Source organism: Pseudomonas sp. B21-023, from assembly GCF_024749165.1.
Taxonomy (GTDB): Bacteria; Pseudomonadota; Gammaproteobacteria; order Pseudomonadales; family Pseudomonadaceae; genus Aquipseudomonas.
In genome coordinates this window covers 1,589,547-1,607,271 of sequence record NZ_CP087190.1, presented here as the reverse complement: position 1 = coordinate 1,607,271, position 17,725 = coordinate 1,589,547, and the positions used below count along the sequence as shown (strand labels likewise).

Below are 17,725 nucleotides of genomic sequence, written 5' to 3'. Positions count from 1 at the left end.
TATGCAAGAGCAAAAGAGAAATAACCTATACCCAAAGCAATAAGCGGGCCCATTATTGGCAAAGCCTTGTATTCCGGCAAGTGCAGCGTGCGCCCCCGCATGAAATGCTCGCAGAATGCACTCATTTGGCACACAGATGTTTCCACAAGCCCCGCATTTGGGCGAAATCGGTGACAGCGACGGTTACCGATGAATGTCGGAGTAACAGTTTGCATCAGTAAAGCAAAAACCCCGCCGGGTGTCGGGCGGGGTTTTGCTGGCGGCCTCATTGCGGGGCCCGCTCCCACGACATTCAGGGGCGAGCTTGCCGCGATGGCTCTACTCAGGCGGTGGCCAGGCTCATCGCCTTGTGGGTGTCGATCAGGTGCTGCACCACCCCTGGATCAGCCAGGGTGGAGATATCACCCAGCGCGCCGTACTCGCCAGTGGCAATCTTGCGCAGGATGCGGCGCATGATCTTGCCCGAGCGAGTCTTGGGCAGCCCCGGCGCCCACTGGATCACATCCGGCGAAGCGATCGGGCCGATCTCCTTGCGCACCCAGTTCTTCAGCTCGAGGCGCAGCTGCTCGCTCGACTCCTCGCCGGCATTGAGGGTGACATAGACATAGATGCCCTGCCCCTTGATGTCGTGCGGCACGCCCACCACTGCAGCCTCGGCGACCTTCGGATGCGCCACCATCGCGCTTTCGATCTCGGCGGTGCCCATGCGGTGGCCAGAAACGTTGAGCACGTCGTCCACGCGACCGGTGATCCAGTAGTAGCCATCCTCGTCGCGACGGGCACCGTCACCGGTGAAGTACATGCCACGGAAGGTCTTGAAGTAGGTGTCGACGAAGCGGTCGTGGTCACCGTACAGCGAACGCGACTGGCCCGGCCAGGAATCGAGGATCACCAGGTTGCCCTCGGCGGCGCCGTCGATCAGGTTGCCCAGGTTGTCAACCAGCGCCGGTACCACGCCGAAGAACGGACGGGTTGCCGAACCCGGTTTGAGCCCCGTGGCGCCCGGCAGCGGGCTGATGAGGATACCGCCGGTCTCGGTCTGCCACCAGGTGTCGACGATCGGGCAACGCTCCTTGCCGACAGTCTTGTAGTACCAGTTCCAGGCTTCAGGGTTGATCGGCTCGCCCACCGAACCCAGCAGGCGCAGGCTGGAGCCATCGGCGCCGGCGACCGCCGCCTCGCCCTCGGCCATCATGGCGCGGATGGCGGTCGGCGCGGTGTAGAGGATGTTGACCTTGTGCTTGTCGACGATCTTCGACACGCGGGTGATGTCCGGGTAGTTCGGCACGCCTTCGAACAGCAGCGTGGTCGCACCATTGGCCAGCGGGCCATAGACGATGTAGCTGTGGCCGGTGACCCAGCCCACGTCGGCGGTGCACCAGTACACTTCGCCCGGACGGTAGTCGAACACGCGCTCGTGGGTCAGCGCGGCATACACCAGGTAGCCACCGGTAGTGTGCAGCACACCCTTGGGCTTGCCGGTGGATCCAGAGGTATAGAGGATGAACAACGCCTCCTCGGCACCCATTTCTTTCGGCGCACAGTGGCTGGAGGCGACCTTCATCAGGTCTTCGTACCAGATGTCGCGGTGCTGGTGCCAGGCGATGTCGCCACCGGTGCGCTTGCACACGATGATCTTTTGCACGCTGCTGGTTTCAGGGTTGGTCAAGGCCAGGTCGACGTTGGCCTTGAGCGGGGTACGGCGGCCACCACGCAGGCCTTCGTCGGCGGTGATCACCACCTTGGACTTGCAGTCGATGATCCGACCGGCCAGTGCCTCGGGCGAGAAGCCGCCGAACACCACCGAATGGATCGCGCCAATGCGCGCGCAGGCCAGCATGGCGACCACGGCCTCGGGGATCATCGGCATGTAGATGGTGACCACGTCACCGCGGTGCACGTCCTGGCCACGCAGGGCGTTGGCGAATTTGCAGACCTGCTCGTGGAGCTCACGGTAGGTGATGTTGCGATGCTCGGAAGGGTCGTCGCCTTCCCAGATGATCGCCAGTTGGTCGCCGCGCTCTTCGAGGTGGCGGTCCAGGCAGTTGTAGGAGACGTTCAGAGTGCCGTCGGCAAACCATTTGATATCGACATGGTGGTCGTCGAACGAGGTCTGCTTGACCTTGGTGAAGGGCTTGATCCAGTCCAGACGCTGGGCCTGCTCACGCCAGAAGCCGTCCGGGTTGATCACCGATTGCTGGTACATGGCCTTGTAGGTGGCCTCGTCGGTCAGGGTACTGGCCGCAACCTCGGGACGAACGGGATACAGTGGAGCCGCACTCATCTGTGTTACCTCGGTGTAATAGTTGTTTTTGTATGGAAGCGTTTGTAACTGTACCAGAGCGACAAAGACCATTCGACGTTGGTAGTAACGCGACGGACCGTCAATCCACGAATGTGCAGCGACCGCTCTAGTACATGGCATCCAGCCATCGCAGACGGGAAACGGCAGCGCTTTGCCAGGGATTGTTACAGATTCTGTCAAAAGACTTTATCAAAACCCGCTCTGTTTCAGCCCTGGCCACCCTCCTAGAATTCACCTCGCCAGCAACGGCAAAGCGATTAACTTGGAAACAGCCCCCACGAAGGCAACGTTAATCCGCACCTCATCCTGATAGTTGAAACTTAGTTGCACTCGCGGCGCCACAAGCGCCGCGCGCCCCCTCACGACCTTAGACAGGTAAATTGAAAATGAAAGCTTTACTGGTATTGGTACTTGGCGGTCTTTGCGGCGCGGCACTGGCCGGCGAAGCAAAAGATGTCGAGCAGATTCCGGTTGAACAGTACAGTTATTCGCAGCACCTGGACATCGCCCGCGTCATCTCCATGAGCGAAGTGCCGAACGTCTGCGAAGTGGTGCCTGCGCGCATGACCTATGAGGACTCCCAGGGCCAGAAGCACATTCTCGAATACCGCGTGATGGGCAACGGTTGCTCCAACGGCTGAGGCCATAGGCTTATCGCGAGGCAAGCCCCTCCCACCACTTTTGCATTCGTGGGAGCGGGCTTGCCCTGCGATCAATTTCAGCCTCGATAAACTTCCAGATTACTCCACCGACTTGTTCAACGAATAATCCCGCAACTTGTTGGCAATGGTCGTATGGGAAACGCCCAATCTTTTCCCCAGCGCCCGGCTACTTGGAAATTCACTCATCAAACTTTCCAATACCGCCCTTTCAAACCGCCCGACAATCTGCGAAAGATCGCCATCCAGGGAAAACTCGCCCAACGGTTGGCGCGCGCCATAATCCGGCAAGCGGATATGTTCGCTCTTCACCACCCCGCCTTCGCACAGCGACACCGCCTGGAACAACACGTTCTCCAACTGGCGCACATTGCCCGGCCAATGATACTGGCCGAGCTTCTCCATTGCCGTCGGCGCCAGGCGCGGCAGCGGGCAGCCGATCTGCCGGCTGGCCTGGTCGAGGAAGTGCTGCACCAGCCCTTCCAGGCCGTCCATGCATTCGCGCAGCGGCGGGATGTGCAACGACAGCACGTTGAGACGGTGGTAGAGGTCCTGGCGGAACTCGCCCCGGGCGCACAGTTCGGAAAGGTCGACCTGGGTCGCGCAGATCACCCGTACATCCAGGTACACCTCTTCATCGCTGCCGACCCGGCGGAAACAGCCATCCTGCAAGAAGCGCAGCAACTTGACCTGCAAGCGCGGGCTCATCTCCCCCACGCCGTCGAGGAACAATGTGCCGCCAGCCGTCAGCTCCAGCAGCCCCAGCTTGCCCTCGGCCCGCGCGCCTTCGAACGCCCCTGGCCCGTAGCCGAACAGCTCGGTTTCGGCCATCGACTCGGGCAGGCCGGCGCAGTTGAGCGCCATCAGCGGCGCCTGGCCACGCGGACTGGCCAGGTGACAGGCCCGCGCCAGCAGTTCCTTGCCGGTACCGGTCTCGCCCTCGATCAGCAGCGGTGCATCCAACGGTGCCATGCGCCGCGCCTCGCGTACCACGGCGGCCATTACCCGTGAGCTCTGGAAGATGCTGTCGAACCCACGTAACTCCTGCTTGCGCACGTTGTAGATGCGCTCACCGATACGGTCCGCGCGGTGCAGGGTGATTACCGCGCCGGCCAGGGCTTCACTGTCGTCATGCTCGGACTGCAGCGGTGCGATATCGGCCAGGAACACATCGCCCTTGACCTTGATCCGCAGGCCGTTGATCCGCGATTTGTTGGCCCGTATCAGCTCCGGCAGGTCGAAGTCCTCGACATAGCGCGACAGCGGAATGCCCGGTACTTCGTCGACCCTGACACCGAGCAGCTGCGCCGCGCCGCGATTGGCGGCGACGATGCTGCCGCCCATGTCGATCGACAGCACCGGGAAGTCCAGCGCCCCCAGCAGCGCATTGAGCTCCATGTGCCGGCGCTCGCTGGGCATCAGGCCGACACGCTTGACCCCGAACACCCCGGCGATCGACTCGAATTTGGGCCGCAGGGCCTGGAACTGCAGGTTGATCAGGTTCGGGCAGTGCAGGTAGATGGCGTTGCCATGGTCACCTCCCACTTCGCCGCGCAACACGTTGATCCCGTACTCCACCAGCAGGTTGAGGATGTCCCGCAATATACCGATGCGGTTCTGGCAGTGCACTTTGATGCGCATAAAGGTTCTCTAAGCGGCCGAGTTTTTGCTCGCGCCACGGAAAAGTCGTAAAGATAAGCTGACAAAAATAGCCATCTGCCCAGCTCGATGTCCGTGATTTTCCGGGATGACGCTGATTTTGTAAAATTATCGTTACGCACAGAAGACAAACGGATACGCAGGATCTGTCCTCACCCCGGTGCAAAACCTCGTTTGTAGGGATATTCCTAAGGTATGTCCTGTACATAACAAGAACGCCCTCACCAGGAGAGCCACATGAAACAGACGCAATACGTGGCACGCGAGCCCGATGCGCATGGCTTTATCGACTACCCGCAGCAAGAGCATGCGGTGTGGAACACCCTGATCACTCGTCAGTTGAAAGTGATCGAAGGCCGGGCATGCCAGGAATACCTGGACGGCATCGACCAGCTCAAGCTGCCCCATGACCGCATCCCGCAGCTGGGCGAAGTCAACAAGGTGCTTGGCGCCACCACCGGCTGGCAGGTCGCCCGCGTCCCCGCGCTGATCCCCTTCCAGACCTTCTTCGAACTGCTGGCCAGCAAACGCTTCCCGGTCGCCACCTTCATCCGCACCCCGGAAGAGCTGGACTACCTGCAGGAGCCCGACATCTTCCACGAGATCTTCGGCCACTGCCCACTGCTGACCAACCCGTTCTTCGCCGAATTCACCCACACCTATGGCAAGCTCGGCCTGGCAGCGACCAAGGAACAGCGCGTCTACCTGGCACGCCTGTACTGGATGACCATCGAATTCGGCCTGATGGAGACCGCGCAAGGCCGCAAGATCTACGGCGGCGGCATCCTCTCCTCGCCGAAAGAAACAGTCTATAGCCTGTCCAGCGAACCGGAGCACCAGGCCTTCGACCCGATCGAAGCCATGCGCACGCCCTATCGCATCGATATCCTGCAGCCCCTGTACTTCGTCCTGCCGAACATGAAGCGTCTGTTCGACCTGGCCCACGAAGACATCATGGCCATGGTCCACCAGGCCATGCAGCTGGGCCTGCACGCACCGAAGTTTCCACCCAAGGTCGCTGCCTGAGCGCCCTTGTCGATAACAACTCAAACCGGAAAGCACCCATGAATGCCTTGAACCAAGCCCACTGCGAAGCCTGCCGCGCCGATGCGCCGAAAGTCACCGACGAGGAACTGGCGGAACTGATCCGACTGATCCCGGACTGGAACATCGAAACCCGCGACGGCCACATGGAGCTCGAGCGCGTATTCCTGTTCAAGAACTTCAAGCACGCCTTGGCCTTCACCAACGCCATCGGCGAAATCGCCGAAGCCGAAGGCCACCACCCTGGCCTGCTGACCGAGTGGGGCAAGGTCACCGTGACCTGGTGGAGCCACTCGATCAAAGGCCTGCACCGCAATGACTTCATCATGTGCGCGCGCACCGACGAGGTCGCCAAAACTGCTGAAGGGCGCAAGTGATGCACTTCTCAGCCATCGGTCGGGTCCCTGGCGACCCGATCCTGGGGCTGATGGAGGCCTACGCCCGCGACAGCAATCCGGCCAAGTTCGACCTGGGGGTCGGCGTATTCAAGGACGCCCAAGGGCTCACGCCGATTCCGGCTGCGGTCAAGCAGGCCGAGCAGCGCCTGGTCGAGCGGCAGGCCACCAAGAGCTATGTCGGCGGCCATGGTGATGCAGCGTTCACGCGCCTGGTCAGCGAGCTGGTGCTGGGCAGCAATTGCACACTGCTCAAAAGCCAACGCGCTGGTGCCACCCAGACCCCTGGCGGCACGGGTGCCCTGCGCCTGGCGGCGGAGTTCATCGCCCATTGTCTGCCGGGCCGCAGTATCTGGCTGAGCGACCCGACCTGGCCGATCCACGAGACGATCTTCGCCGGCGCCGGGCTCAAGGTGTCGCACTACCCCTACGTGGGCGCGGACAACCAGCTGAACGTCGACGGCATGCTCGCCGCACTGGAGCGGGCACCGCAAGGCGACGTGGTGTTACTGCACGCCTGCTGCCACAACCCCACCGGCTTCGACCTGGGCCAGGACGACTGGCGCGCGGTGCTCGACATCGTCAAGCGGCGCAACCTGCTGCCATTGATCGACTTTGCCTACCAAGGCTTCGGTGACGGCCTGGAGGAGGACGCCTGGGCAGTGCGCCTGTTCGCCGCCGAACTGCCGGAACTGCTGATCACCAGCTCCTGCTCGAAAAACTTTGGTCTGTACCGTGAGCGCACCGGCGCCCTGCTGGTGTGCAGCCACGACGCCGAGAAACTGCAGGATGTGCGCAGCCAGCTGGCCTTCATTGCGCGCAACCTGTGGTCGACACCGCCAGACCATGGCGCGGCGGTGGTCGCCGAGATCCTCGGGGACCCGGCACTCAAGGCGTTGTGGATCGAGGAAGTGAACGCCATGCGCCAGCGCATCGCCGAGCTTCGCGTCGGCCTGGTGAAAGCGCTGGAGCCCCATGGCCTGGCCGAGCGCTTCGCGCACGTCGCCGCGCAACGCGGGATGTTCTCCTACACCGGCCTGAACCCCGAGCAAGTGCGCCTGCTGCGTGAGCGGCACAGCGTGTACATGGTCGGTACCGGCCGGGCGAACATCGCCGGTGCAGATGCCAAGCGCCTGGAGCAGCTGGCAGCGGCCATCGCCGACGTCTGTCGCTGAAACCTGGCCGCAGGGGGCGTGGGAGCGGTTTGCTCCGCGATAGCACTATCGCGGGACAAACCGCTCCCGCGCCCCTCCTGCTTCCCCCTGTCCGATAGCCGCCCGCTAAAACCGACCAGCGTCCGGGAAAAATCCCAAACTGTCATCCAGACTGCTGTATCCTGCCCCAGCTTTTCGAAGCCTCACATGCGCCAAGCGCTGCCTTTTCACTCACACTTGCGAGGAACGACGAGATGCATGAAATCCCGAATCTTCCCTTCCCAAGCCTGAACCCCGAAGAGCAATCCGTTGCCGCCCACGCCGAACCGACGCCCGTCGTCGAGGACAGTGACGATCAATCCAGCGCCGACCAGGAATAGCCGCGCATCCCCCTCCGACTGTGTGAAAACGGCTGACCTGCGGGCTATCCCCGTCATCACGTTTTCACACCGTCCAGATTCCCCTCAGAATGCGATAACCCTGTACCACCCTGTCCTTGATTGAATCCACAGACTGTTGCCCTCCCTACAGGAGGCCACATGTCAATTGATTCCCAACCCACTCCCCACCCCCTCTGTGACGCATCTCCTACCGCTCAGCGTACTGGCGCCACACCCAGCCACTCAATATCCCAGAACCGGATACCGCCCCCTGGCAATGAACCAGCACCTGGTCACGACGCCACGCAGATTACCCCATCGCAACTGCTGGAAAGAATCCGAACACATGTAACAAGCTGGCACTCGACTGATGAAAACATGGATAACAACATCCAGGCATCTGCTCCTGTACTGGTCGCCGACAACTTGGACATTCCCCTGAGCGCGCCACGTGAGGCGCACGATCCGATCAGGGCAGTTCACCTCACTCTCAGATTCCTGCTGGACAACAACACGCAGTTCCCTGAAGACCCACGCTTCTTCTTTACCAATCTTATGGATCTGTACGGCAACACGAAGACCTACGCGCTGGTTGCCGCAGTATTGAGCGTTGCACCGGAAACCCTGACACCCCGCCACATCCACCATTTTTTTGCCCGCCTCGCATGGCTTAATGAAGCCTCGATTAAAACGGATACCGCGAGAAAGCAGCTGGATAACTTGTTGTTTGGTGAAAACATGCCGAGTACAGAGGCTGCCCGGCTGGGCAAGGAGGCATTTTTCGAACTGGGCGAACTGCTGGCCGGCGTGCCCAGCTCATTGCAGATGTGGATGCTGCAGTTCAAGCGTGGTCAGCGCCGAGACCTTGCTAGCGATTGGCTTGCGCAATGCCCTGCTGAAAACCTGTTGCAGGGCCTTACGGCATACGAATTGAGCCCGGCCCTGTCAGCCTTGGCATCCCTGGTCACGACGCTTGAAGAATTACTGCCCACCACAGCAGAGTACGAAGATAAAGCACTGATACTTTCCCGAAACATGCACCTCACCCAGCCCATGATGAAGCTTCGTATCAAGGCGCTTGCTGCCGCCTCACAGATACCGACCTGGGTGGATGAAGATCGTTCTCACGATAACAGCCCACCGGTTGAATGGAGCAAGGCCCATACTCAGGACCTGGGCGTCCGACTTCTCAGGAAAGTGGCACTCCATGCAGTACACGGAAATACTGAAGCCTGGGTGAAGCTCACCCTTCAAAATGCTCAACGCGCCCGGGGCATGCAGGCGTTTTCCTTTGCAAACAAACTGAAGCAGGTGCACCCGTCACTAAGTAGCACAGGCTGCCTTCGATTAGCCTCCTTGCTGTTGCCCCTTACACCAACAACGCTTGCCCCCTCCCCGCTCGAACCTTTGCCTGACAGTCGAGCCCTGACGAGTACGCCACTCGCCTTCAACGACTGGTCTGACGACTGCTCCATCGACGAATTGTTCACGAACGCAGGCTTTGAACTGCTCTGCGAGCGCAAGCAAGACAAGCGACATTTGCTGATGCCTGCCCCGCAAGCCTGGCAACTGATGATGCGGTCACTGCAGTTTGCAGACGTTTTCCGCCCCCTACTCGGACTTGCAGGTTGGTATGGTGCCTCTGTTGGAGAGTCCGCATCCCCGCGTGCGACACAAGCACTGGCAAGCCGAGCAATCATCGATCACTTTTTAGGGCCGCGGACGCAGTCGAATCGCTCGGTGGCCGAAGACTTTCAGGGCCACTGGGTATCCGAGTACAACCACCTGCAATTGCGTAATAAAATCTGCAACGCTATCACTGAGCGCAATCCTGGCATTTCCCCGGCCGCACTGGAGCTGCTCGAATACCTGCTGCTTCGCGAAATCGCTCCCGAACTGCTTGTTACCGGCACACCCGACTGGCTCTACTATGGCCGTTCTCTGCAAAGCGTTGCGCTGATTCACGGTGCCAGGCTGCTTGAAGCGATGATGCCCGGCGCCAGTTGCAGAGCCTCATTTGACAAAGTTGTCACATTGGCCAGCGACTTGAGCGCCTCTGATGATGAACAGGTACAGCGGCACTGGAGCAACGCCCTGGCCCTGCCGGCATTGCGCTATGCGAAGGCCCATGGCGCGCTTGCAGACTTGACGGTTGAGGACATCGGGCAAGCAACGGCACATCAGATTCAGCGTGCGCTGGAGTTCACCGCAGACGCACAAAAGTCCTTTGCTGAAGATGCAAGCCAGCTCGCCATGACGCCACCGGACCGCAAAACGCTGGCCGAAGAACAATTAAGCCAGGCCGGTGTTGACAGGCAATATTGGGACAAACCGATCGAAACCGATGGAACATGGCGCTACCTGAGTGCCCAGGGCTTGGTCAAAGCGACTTTTTACACCTGGCACCACACCATCACCACTCCCGGGTTCGCGGACGATGTCGGCGCACCAAGCCAGCGGCCAATCATCGAAAACCTGACCCAGTTAGTCATGTCCGGCGATATCTATCGGGCCGGGAAAAGCACAGTTCCAACGCTGTATGAGCAGGCCTTCGAAACGTTCAAGGCCGACTGGCAGCAAGCTCATGCACGCCTGATCAAGCGCCTGTTCATGGAACTGCCGCAAGCTTTGCGCACACAGCTTTATACCTCCACCTGTGAAGTGAGCCGGGTAGCGTTCAACACACCGTCGGACAGCGAGGAGCAAACAGGAATCCAAGGCCTGTTCATCCGTTGCCAACCTGGCGACCACCGAGAAGATTTCGATAGTCACGACGCCAGTAAAGAGTATTTCTTCGAACTCACACCCAGTGCCGGTGCACTTCGTCCTTGCAACCAGCAATTCAGTTACAGGGTTGAGCCGAACACCGGTTTTAGCGGCAATATTGTCGAGACGATGGACAAGCACTGGGGGAACCACGACCGCGAACTCCAGGCCCGCGCGACCCCGTTGCAACCCCTGGACAGTGATGCCTATCTCAACGGAACCCCCTCGCGCCTGGCGAATCAGCTCCAGACGCCACGCAAGGGCAAACTGATTGCAGCATCGAGACGGGTCTATGCGCACCAGGCCAGTGAGGCCGACTTTTTCCAGGCATTGGCCACTACTGCGACAGCGCACCTCTACGCATCCACGCTGGCGCAGTTCAAGGCAGATCACACTCACACCACCCCATGGGAAGAGATGATCGCACTGGAGAAGAAGATCGCTGAATTCCTCGCGCGTGCGATCCTGCCTTTCTATGGCTGCATTTCCGATCTGGCGGAAGGTGATCACTCGGCAGGTGTGATCGCAGGGTGCGTAATGGATTCGATAGGCGTCCTGATACCGGCAGGCAAGTTCATTGCCTCGAGCGCGACAATCATACGTACAGCCGGTCGCCTCAGCTTGCGAGCCACTTGCGAAGCAATGAGCAGCGCTATCGTGGAGCTGGTCAGCCATTTGGCCCAGCAAAGCCCGGTTCTCGTATATAGAGATATGGGCCGACTTGCACGCTGGCTATCCGTAAAGTCCTGGGAAAAGCTCGCGCAGCCTGCGCTGCGTTGGTTGCACGACCTGCGAGGAACCCCTCCACTGGTGCACATGACGCAAGAGGGTGCATACAGCATTGCCCTGAAAGTCTTGAGTGAGAGGGCGCATCCCTACTCAGAGAACGTCCTGATGCAGGTGGGAAATACCGAAAACTGCCTCGTGCAGGATCTAGGCACCCCAGAAAAAACAAGTTACAAACTGCTTGATCCACACGACAACCTGCCCTACGGACCTAGGCTTATCGTCGAAGGAACGGCACAAGCACCTTCATTGACACCCTTGAAAAGCCTGGGCTCGATTAGTCCAGGGCATTATCCGACACGTATCGCAGGCGTCATGTCCGAAGACGACAAGATAAGCCTGGCTATTGCTGAAGCATGTCGTCTGCGGGTTCGTTACAAGGGTGCAGCGCACTACGACATCCAGATTGATGGTCACGACTACCACCTCGATGCCAACCTGCCCGAACCTTGCCTGACGCAACTATCCAATACACCAGTCAGCGACCTGGAGGCCATATCAGCCTCGGAGGTGACCTGTCGTCTCAGGCGCGACCTGGAGGAGGTCTCTTGCACACCATTCACCAAGTTGATCAGCCTTCCCGTCGAACGCACGCTTCCCAATCAGCCCCCACTGACACGCGGGCAGGAAATCAGCCAGGCATTCGAGGCGAGGGAGTTTCATCTTGAGCGCCGAAACATCGCGGCCACGGACCTGAGTTCGGCCACCTCGCTGGATCTGCTGGTTCACGAAGGAAAGTTTTGCAAATGGGACCATGCGCCCATCAAGGGAACACGGCCTGTCCAGTTCACAAGGGAAAAGAAACTGCTTGCACTGAGCACGGAGCAATGCAGCAGCCTGGGGCTACCCAACACACCGACTTACCTACCCCAGATCAACGGCCGCATGTCCAGAGAGCGTAACTTCGGCCTATCACCCGCGATCAGTGGCACGCAGGCCAAGGCAATCAACCCCCACGTTCCAGTCGTAGAACTGGAACAAGTATCAGAACAGATCGTGGATAAACGACGCTTACGCGGGCTCGATATGGAATGGAACGCGCAAAAAAGCATCTACGTGGAAGTAGACAACGGTAAGTTTTATAAAACCCCTCAAGGCCCGGGAGCACTCACATTTACCCCAGTGACCGACGCCAGTGAAATCGACGAGTACTTGCGCCTGTCCAATCAGTACCGATTCGTCGCCGAGCGACCCGGCAGTTCAACCGATCGAGACAATATTGCCAAGCTGCTGTACTGCGCCCTCGTGGCGAAACGTGAGCCAGGGCTGCAGGCGTGGCTTGCGGCCTCCCCCGCCAACAAGGACTACCAAGCATATGCGCGATGGTGCCTCGACAACAATGAACGCAATGAAATGCTTCACTATGCAGAAAACATCCTCTCGGGGGAGCACGCCCAACAAGGTCTTATAAACGAAACAAGAAGTCTGATTTCAGACTGGAAGCCCATCACTCAACGCAATATCGCCGAAAAAAACAGCATCGTCGAAACCCTGAATGAGCTGCTGCCGATTCAAGGGAGGGAGGAGCTTTGGGTGCCATTGACGGTCAATAATATCGCCCAGCGCGATGTCGCTGTAATGATTGGCCAGCAGATGAACAACAGCAACCTGGCGTTTGCTTCGATTGTCACCAAGGATGGAAAAAAATTCGTCTATTACGCATTAGCTGGCGGCAAACGAGCGGAAGGATTACATCTCAAACCCTATACGCCCGACGTAAACAGCCACAACGTAGGCGATACCACCTACATCGATGCCGGTGCGCTGATGCATAACCGCGCACCTGATCCAGACATCGTCAGCCTCCCCGTTGTGCGACATTCGGGTAGGGTGTCGGTTCGAACGTATGACCGCTATCTGGATTCGGAACGCCTGATTGCAACCATCCTCAAGGAAAAACACCCCTCGAACAGCATCTACTCAATCCATATGTTTACTCGAATGAATACCTGCAGATCCTGCGGGGGGGTGGTGCTCCCTCAACTGAGTCTCAACTACGCCGACGCCGACTTCTGGGTGACCTACCTGGACCAGTATCCAATCTGACCCCGCTCAGACTCAGGTGATAACCGTGGCTCGGTCTTGACGACCGCGGCCGCCTCATCCCCCTCTCGATCCAAGCTTCATACCCAGCCTGGGTCGAGATGGCTATCATGGCGAAGCCTCAGCTTCACCACGATTGGAACCCCACATGCCCCAGCTTCACCTTTCTTCACCAAGGACCACCGCCCAGGTGGTGGCCATCGTCCTGTTCACCTTCATCGGCTACCTGAACATCGGCATTCCCCTGGCCGTGCTGCCTGGCTACGTGCACAACGACCTGGGTTTCAGCGCCGTGGTCGCCGGCTTGGTGATCAGCGTGCAGTACCTGGCCACCCTGCTCAGCCGCCCTACTGCCAGCCGCATCATCGACAACCTGGGCAGCAAGAAAGCGGTCATGTACGGCCTGTTCGGCTGTGGCCTGAGCGGCGTGTTCATGCTGGCCTGCAGCTTCCTCACCCACCTGCCCTGGCTGAGCCTGGCCTGCCTGCTGATTGGTCGCCTGGTGCTGGGCAGCGCCGAAAGCCTGGTGGGCTCGGGTTCGATTGGCTGGGGGATTGGCCGGGTCGGCTCGCAGAACACCGCCAAGGTGATTTCCTGGAACGGCATCGCCAGCTATGGCGCATTGGCCATCGGCGCGCCGCTGGGCGTGGTGATGGTCAAGCACCTGGGGCTGTGGAGCATGGGCGCGAGCATCATCCTGCTCGGCATCCTTGGCCTACTACTGGCCTGGCCCAAGCGCGCCGCGCCGGTGGTGGCAGGGGTGCGGCTGCCATTCCTGCGCGTGCTGGGCAAGGTTTTCCCGCATGGCTCGGGGCTGGCCTTGGGCTCGATCGGTTTCGGCACCATCGCCACCTTCATCACCCTGTACTACGCCAGCCGCGGCTGGCCCGACGCCGCGCTGACCCTGAGCCTGTTCGGTGCCAGCTTCATCTGTGCGCGGCTGCTGTTCGGCAACCTGATCAACCGCATCGGCGGCTTTCGCGTGGCTATCGCCTGCCTGTCGGTAGAAACCCTGGGCTTGCTGATGCTCTGGCTGGCGCCGACGCCCGGACTGGCCCTGGCCGGCGCCGCGTTGAGCGGCTTCGGTTTCTCGCTGGTGTTCCCGGCACTGGGGGTGGAGGCGGTCAATCAGGTATCGGCGGCCAACCGTGGCGCGGCGGTGGGGGCCTACTCGCTGTTCATCGACCTGTCGCTGGGCATCACTGGACCCTTGGTGGGGGCCGTGGCAGCAGGCTTCGGCTTTGCCTCGATTTTCCTGTTCGCGGCAGCGGCAGCGGGATGCGGGCTGGTGTTGAGCTTGTACCTGTATCGCCAGGCGCGGCGGATGCGCCAAAGTGCACATTAATCCTGATTCGGCTGTAGCTTCACCGGCCTCATCGCCGGCAAGCCGGCTCCCACAGGGTTAGCGCATGGCTCGGGCTTATGCGATCAGAGTGGGAGCCGGCTTGCCGGCGATTGGGCCGCATAGCGGCCCCGACAATATCACTAGCGCTGCGCGAACTGCAGCACCACTTCCAGCGGGTGGCGCAGCTGCTTCTCGGTCATCCGCTTGACCTGGCTACGGCACGAATAGCCGGTCGCCAGTGCCTCCCCCGCCTTGTCCAGCTTGGTCGCCCAGGACTGCTCGAAAATGGTCTTCGAGGTGGCCTGGTTGCGCGCCTCATGCCCGTAGGTGCCGGACATGCCACAGCAGCCAGTGGCCTCGGTCACCAGCTTCAGACCCAGACGGGCAAACACCTGCTCCCACTGCCTGGTGCTGGCCGGCACGTTGGTCTTCTCGGTGCAGTGAGCCAGCAGGCGGAAGCTGTCGGCCTTGGCCGGCGCCCGCTCGGGTAGCACATTCACCAACCATTCCTGAGGCAGCAGCACCGTAGGGCACTGCACTCCGTCGACCTTCTGGTACTCCTGGCGATAGACCAGGGTCATCGCCGGGTCCAGCCCCACCAGCGGCACCCCGCAGTCGGCCAGGGCCTTGAGCTGGGTGGCGTTGCGGATCGCCGCCTTGGCGAAGGTACCGAGGAAGCCCTGCACATGCAGCGGCTTGCCGTTGGCGCTGTAGGGCGCGAGGAACACCTTGTGCCCCAGGCGATGGGCCAGCTCGATGAACGAGGCCAGCAGCGGCGTCTCGAAGTAGCGGGTGAAGGCGTCCTGCACCAGCACGATGCTGCGCTCGCGCTGGGCCGGGGTCAGCTCCCGCAGGGCCGGCACGCTGGCCATCTGGACACGGCAGCGCGTGAGGGTGGACTGCAAGTTGAAGCGGCTGATCAGCGGGCTGTCGACCATGCCGACTTTGTCCGCGAGCAAGCGGCTCACCCACTTCGAGCCCATCACTGCGTTGTACAAGCCCGGCGCATGGGCCAGGTAGGGAATGGTGAACTCCAGTGAACCGATCAGGTAGTCGCGCAACGGACGCTGGTAGCGGCCGTGGTACAGCTCGAGGAAGCGCGAACGGAAGTCCGGCACATTGACCTTGATCGGGCACTGCCCCGCGCAGGACTTGCACGCCAGGCAGCCAGCCATGGCGTCGTACACCTCGTGGGAGAAGTCTTCCTGGCCCTGGCGGCGCGTACGGCTGTTGCGCAGCCGCGCCGGCAGCCCCTTGAGCCAGGAGGCCTTGCGCTGGGCGGCGGCGAGCACATCGATGTTCGCCTCGCCCTGCAGGCGCAGCCACTCACGGATCAGCGAGGCACGGCCCTTGGGCGAGTGCTGGCGTTCGCGGGTGGCCTTCCACGACGGGCACATCGCGTCGTTGGGGTCGTAGTTGTAGCAGGCGCCGTTGCCGTTGCAGTGCACGGCGCTGCCGAAGCTCTGCCACACGCGCTCATCGATGCTGCGGTCGAGGTCGCCGCGCAGGGTCACGCCATCCACCGGGGTCAGGCCTTCGGCGCTGTCCGGGGGGGTGCAGATCTTGCCGGGGTTGAGCTGGTTATGCGGGTCGAACGCGCCCTTGAGGCGCTGCAGCGCCGGGTACAGCTCGCCGAAGTACTCCGGCACATACTCAGAGCGCAGGCCCTTGCCGTGCTCGCCCCATAGCAGGCCGCCATAGCGCTTGGTCAGCGCCGCCACGGCATCGGATATCGGCTTGACCAACGCGGCCTGGGCCGGGTCTTTCATGTCCAGCGCCGGGCGCACGTGCAGCACACCGGCATCGACATGGCCGAACATGCCGTAGGCCAGGCCATAGCCATCGAGCAATGCACGGAAGTCGGCAATGTAATCGGCCAGTTGCTCCGGCGGAACCGCGGTGTCCTCGACGAACGGCTGCGGGCGCACTTCGCCCTCGACGTTGCCCAGCAGCCCCACCGAGCGCTTGCGCATCACATAGACGCGGGTCACCGCTTCGGCGCCTTCAGCCAGGGTGTGGCCCAGGCGCTCGACACCCTTGTCGGCCTGCAGGTGCGCGACGAAGGCCTGGACCCGGGCATTGACCTCGTCCGGTTCGTCACCGCAGAACTCCACCAGGTTGATGCCCAGGGTGGGGCGCTCGGGGTCGGCCGGGAAGTATTCGGCGACGCTGTGCCAGACGATGTCCTTCATCGCCAGCATCAGCACCTTGGAGTCGACGGTCTCGATCGACAGTGGCTTGTGCGCCATCAGCGCATTGGCGTCGCGCAGGGCGTCCATGAAACTGGTGTAGCGCACGTTGACCAGCACCGCGTACTTGGGGATCGGCAACACATTGAGCTTGGCCTCGACCACATAGCCCAGCGAGCCCTCGGCCCCGCACAGCACGCTGTTGAGGTTGAAGCGGCCCTGATCGTCGCGCAGGTGCGCCAGGTCGTAGCCGGTCAGGCAGCGATTGAGCTTGGGGAAGGTGCTCTCGATCAGCTCGCCCTGGGTTTCCTGGATCTCGCGGGCCATGCGGTACACCGCACCGACCCGGCCGGGCGCGGCGCAGGCCTGTTCCAGCGTCGCGTCGTCGATCGGCAGGCTGTGCAGGCGCTCACCGCCGAGCAGCACGCTGTGCAATTCGAGCACGTGGTCGCGGGTCTTGCCGTAGGTGCAGCTGCCCTGGCCACTGGCGTCGGTGTTGATCATGCCGCCGACGGTGGCGCGGTTGGAGGTGGACAGTTCTGGCGCGAAGAACAGCCCGTGGGGCTTGAGCGCGGCATTGAGCTGGTCCTTGACCACGCCCGCCTGCACCCGCACCCAGCGCTGCTCGACGTTGATTTCGAGAATGGTGTTCATATGCCGCGACAGGTCGACGACGATGCCGTCGGTCAGCGACTGGCCGTTGGTGCCGGTACCACCGCCACGCGGGGTCAGCTTGATGTCACGAAATCGCGGCTCGGCCATCAGCGTGGCGACCCGCGCCACGTCGTCGGCGTCCAGCGGGAACACCGCCGCCTGGGGCAGGCGCTGGTAGATCGAGTTGTCGGTGGCCAGCACGGTGCGGGTGCCGTAGTCGGCGCTGATCTGGCCACGGAAGCCGCTGCTTCTCAGGGCTTCTAGGAATTCGGGGTATTGGGCGGCGGGCGCGCGGGGCGGCAGCTGGGCGATCATCGAAGGATGCCTCTTTGATATCGGCTAATTC

10 protein-coding genes are annotated in these 17,725 nt (G+C 61.2%); 7 read left to right on the top strand and 3 right to left on the bottom strand.

Annotated elements, in window-relative coordinates:
* Positions 1–322 precede the first annotated feature (322 nt).
* Positions 323–2,284 carry an acetate--CoA ligase gene (gene acs, locus LOY42_RS07265; RefSeq protein WP_139673411.1) on the bottom strand — a complete coding sequence of 654 codons (1,962 nt, stop codon included), beginning with the start codon at positions 2,282–2,284 and terminating at the stop codon, positions 323–325.
* Positions 2,285–2,691: 407 nt separating this feature from the next.
* Between acs and LOY42_RS07260 the strand changes: the two genes are divergently transcribed.
* Positions 2,692–2,946: a DUF2790 domain-containing protein gene (locus tag LOY42_RS07260; RefSeq protein ID WP_139673414.1), complete on the top strand. Its 255-nt coding sequence runs from the start codon at positions 2,692–2,694 to the stop codon at positions 2,944–2,946.
* Positions 2,947–3,045: 99 nt separating this feature from the next.
* Here the strand turns inward: LOY42_RS07260 and LOY42_RS07255 are convergent, their stop codons facing one another.
* On the bottom strand, positions 3,046–4,605 hold the full coding sequence (locus LOY42_RS07255) for a sigma-54-dependent transcriptional regulator (protein ID WP_102683096.1): 1,560 nt from the start codon (positions 4,603–4,605) through the stop codon (positions 3,046–3,048).
* Positions 4,606–4,860: 255 nt separating this feature from the next.
* On the opposite strand from LOY42_RS07255, the gene phhA reads away from it, so the two are divergent.
* The 6 genes from phhA to LOY42_RS07225 all read left to right on the top strand — a co-directional run bounded on the left by phhA (position 4,861) and on the right by LOY42_RS07225 (position 14,536).
* The gene (phhA, locus tag LOY42_RS07250; protein WP_023628482.1) at positions 4,861–5,649 is read left to right on the top strand and encodes a phenylalanine 4-monooxygenase; all 789 of its coding nucleotides are present in this window, start codon (positions 4,861–4,863) and stop codon (positions 5,647–5,649) included.
* Between the two features lie 38 nt (positions 5,650–5,687).
* A complete protein-coding gene (locus LOY42_RS07245) occupies positions 5,688–6,044 on the top strand; it encodes a 4a-hydroxytetrahydrobiopterin dehydratase (RefSeq protein ID WP_023628481.1) in 357 nt (118 codons plus the stop codon).
* Positions 6,041–7,237: an amino acid aminotransferase gene (locus LOY42_RS07240; protein ID WP_177486060.1), complete on the top strand. Its 1,197-nt coding sequence runs from the start codon at positions 6,041–6,043 to the stop codon at positions 7,235–7,237. The genes LOY42_RS07245 and LOY42_RS07240 overlap by 4 nt, the downstream gene beginning before the upstream one ends.
* Before the next feature lie 233 nt (positions 7,238–7,470).
* Positions 7,471–7,596, top strand: a complete 126-nt coding sequence (locus LOY42_RS07235) for a hypothetical protein (protein ID WP_256582632.1) — start codon at positions 7,471–7,473, stop codon at positions 7,594–7,596.
* Positions 7,597–7,974: 378 nt separating this feature from the next.
* Positions 7,975–13,194 carry a deaminase domain-containing protein gene (locus tag LOY42_RS07230; protein ID WP_258600136.1) on the top strand — a complete coding sequence of 1,740 codons (5,220 nt, stop codon included), beginning with the start codon at positions 7,975–7,977 and terminating at the stop codon, positions 13,192–13,194.
* 145 nt (positions 13,195–13,339) lie between these two features.
* Positions 13,340–14,536 carry an MFS transporter gene (locus LOY42_RS07225; protein WP_258600134.1) on the top strand — a complete coding sequence of 399 codons (1,197 nt, stop codon included), beginning with the start codon at positions 13,340–13,342 and terminating at the stop codon, positions 14,534–14,536.
* A gap of 140 nt (positions 14,537–14,676) precedes the next feature.
* On the opposite strand, the gene LOY42_RS07220 is transcribed toward LOY42_RS07225, so the two are convergent.
* A complete protein-coding gene (locus tag LOY42_RS07220; RefSeq protein WP_258600132.1) occupies positions 14,677–17,694 on the bottom strand; it encodes an FAD-binding and (Fe-S)-binding domain-containing protein in 3,018 nt (1,005 codons plus the stop codon).
* Between the last annotated feature and the right edge of the window lie 31 nt (positions 17,695–17,725).

What these genes read in the sequence shown, in the direction of transcription:
- acs (WP_139673411.1), bottom strand. Translation starts at nt 2,284, where the DNA reads ATGAGTGCGGCTCCACTGTATCCCGTTCGTCCCGAGGTTGCGGCCAGT.
- LOY42_RS07260 (WP_139673414.1), top strand. Translation starts at nt 2,692, where the DNA reads ATGAAAGCTTTACTGGTATTGGTACTTGGCGGTCTTTGCGGCGCGGCA.
- LOY42_RS07255 (WP_102683096.1), bottom strand. Translation starts at nt 4,605, where the DNA reads ATGCGCATCAAAGTGCACTGCCAGAACCGCATCGGTATATTGCGGGAC.
- phhA (WP_023628482.1), top strand. Translation starts at nt 4,861, where the DNA reads ATGAAACAGACGCAATACGTGGCACGCGAGCCCGATGCGCATGGCTTT.
- LOY42_RS07245 (WP_023628481.1), top strand. Translation starts at nt 5,688, where the DNA reads ATGAATGCCTTGAACCAAGCCCACTGCGAAGCCTGCCGCGCCGATGCG.
- LOY42_RS07235 (WP_256582632.1), top strand. Translation starts at nt 7,471, where the DNA reads ATGCATGAAATCCCGAATCTTCCCTTCCCAAGCCTGAACCCCGAAGAG.
- LOY42_RS07230 (WP_258600136.1), top strand. Translation starts at nt 7,975, where the DNA reads ATGGATAACAACATCCAGGCATCTGCTCCTGTACTGGTCGCCGACAAC.
- LOY42_RS07225 (WP_258600134.1), top strand. Translation starts at nt 13,340, where the DNA reads ATGCCCCAGCTTCACCTTTCTTCACCAAGGACCACCGCCCAGGTGGTG.
- LOY42_RS07220 (WP_258600132.1), bottom strand. Translation starts at nt 17,694, where the DNA reads ATGATCGCCCAGCTGCCGCCCCGCGCGCCCGCCGCCCAATACCCCGAA.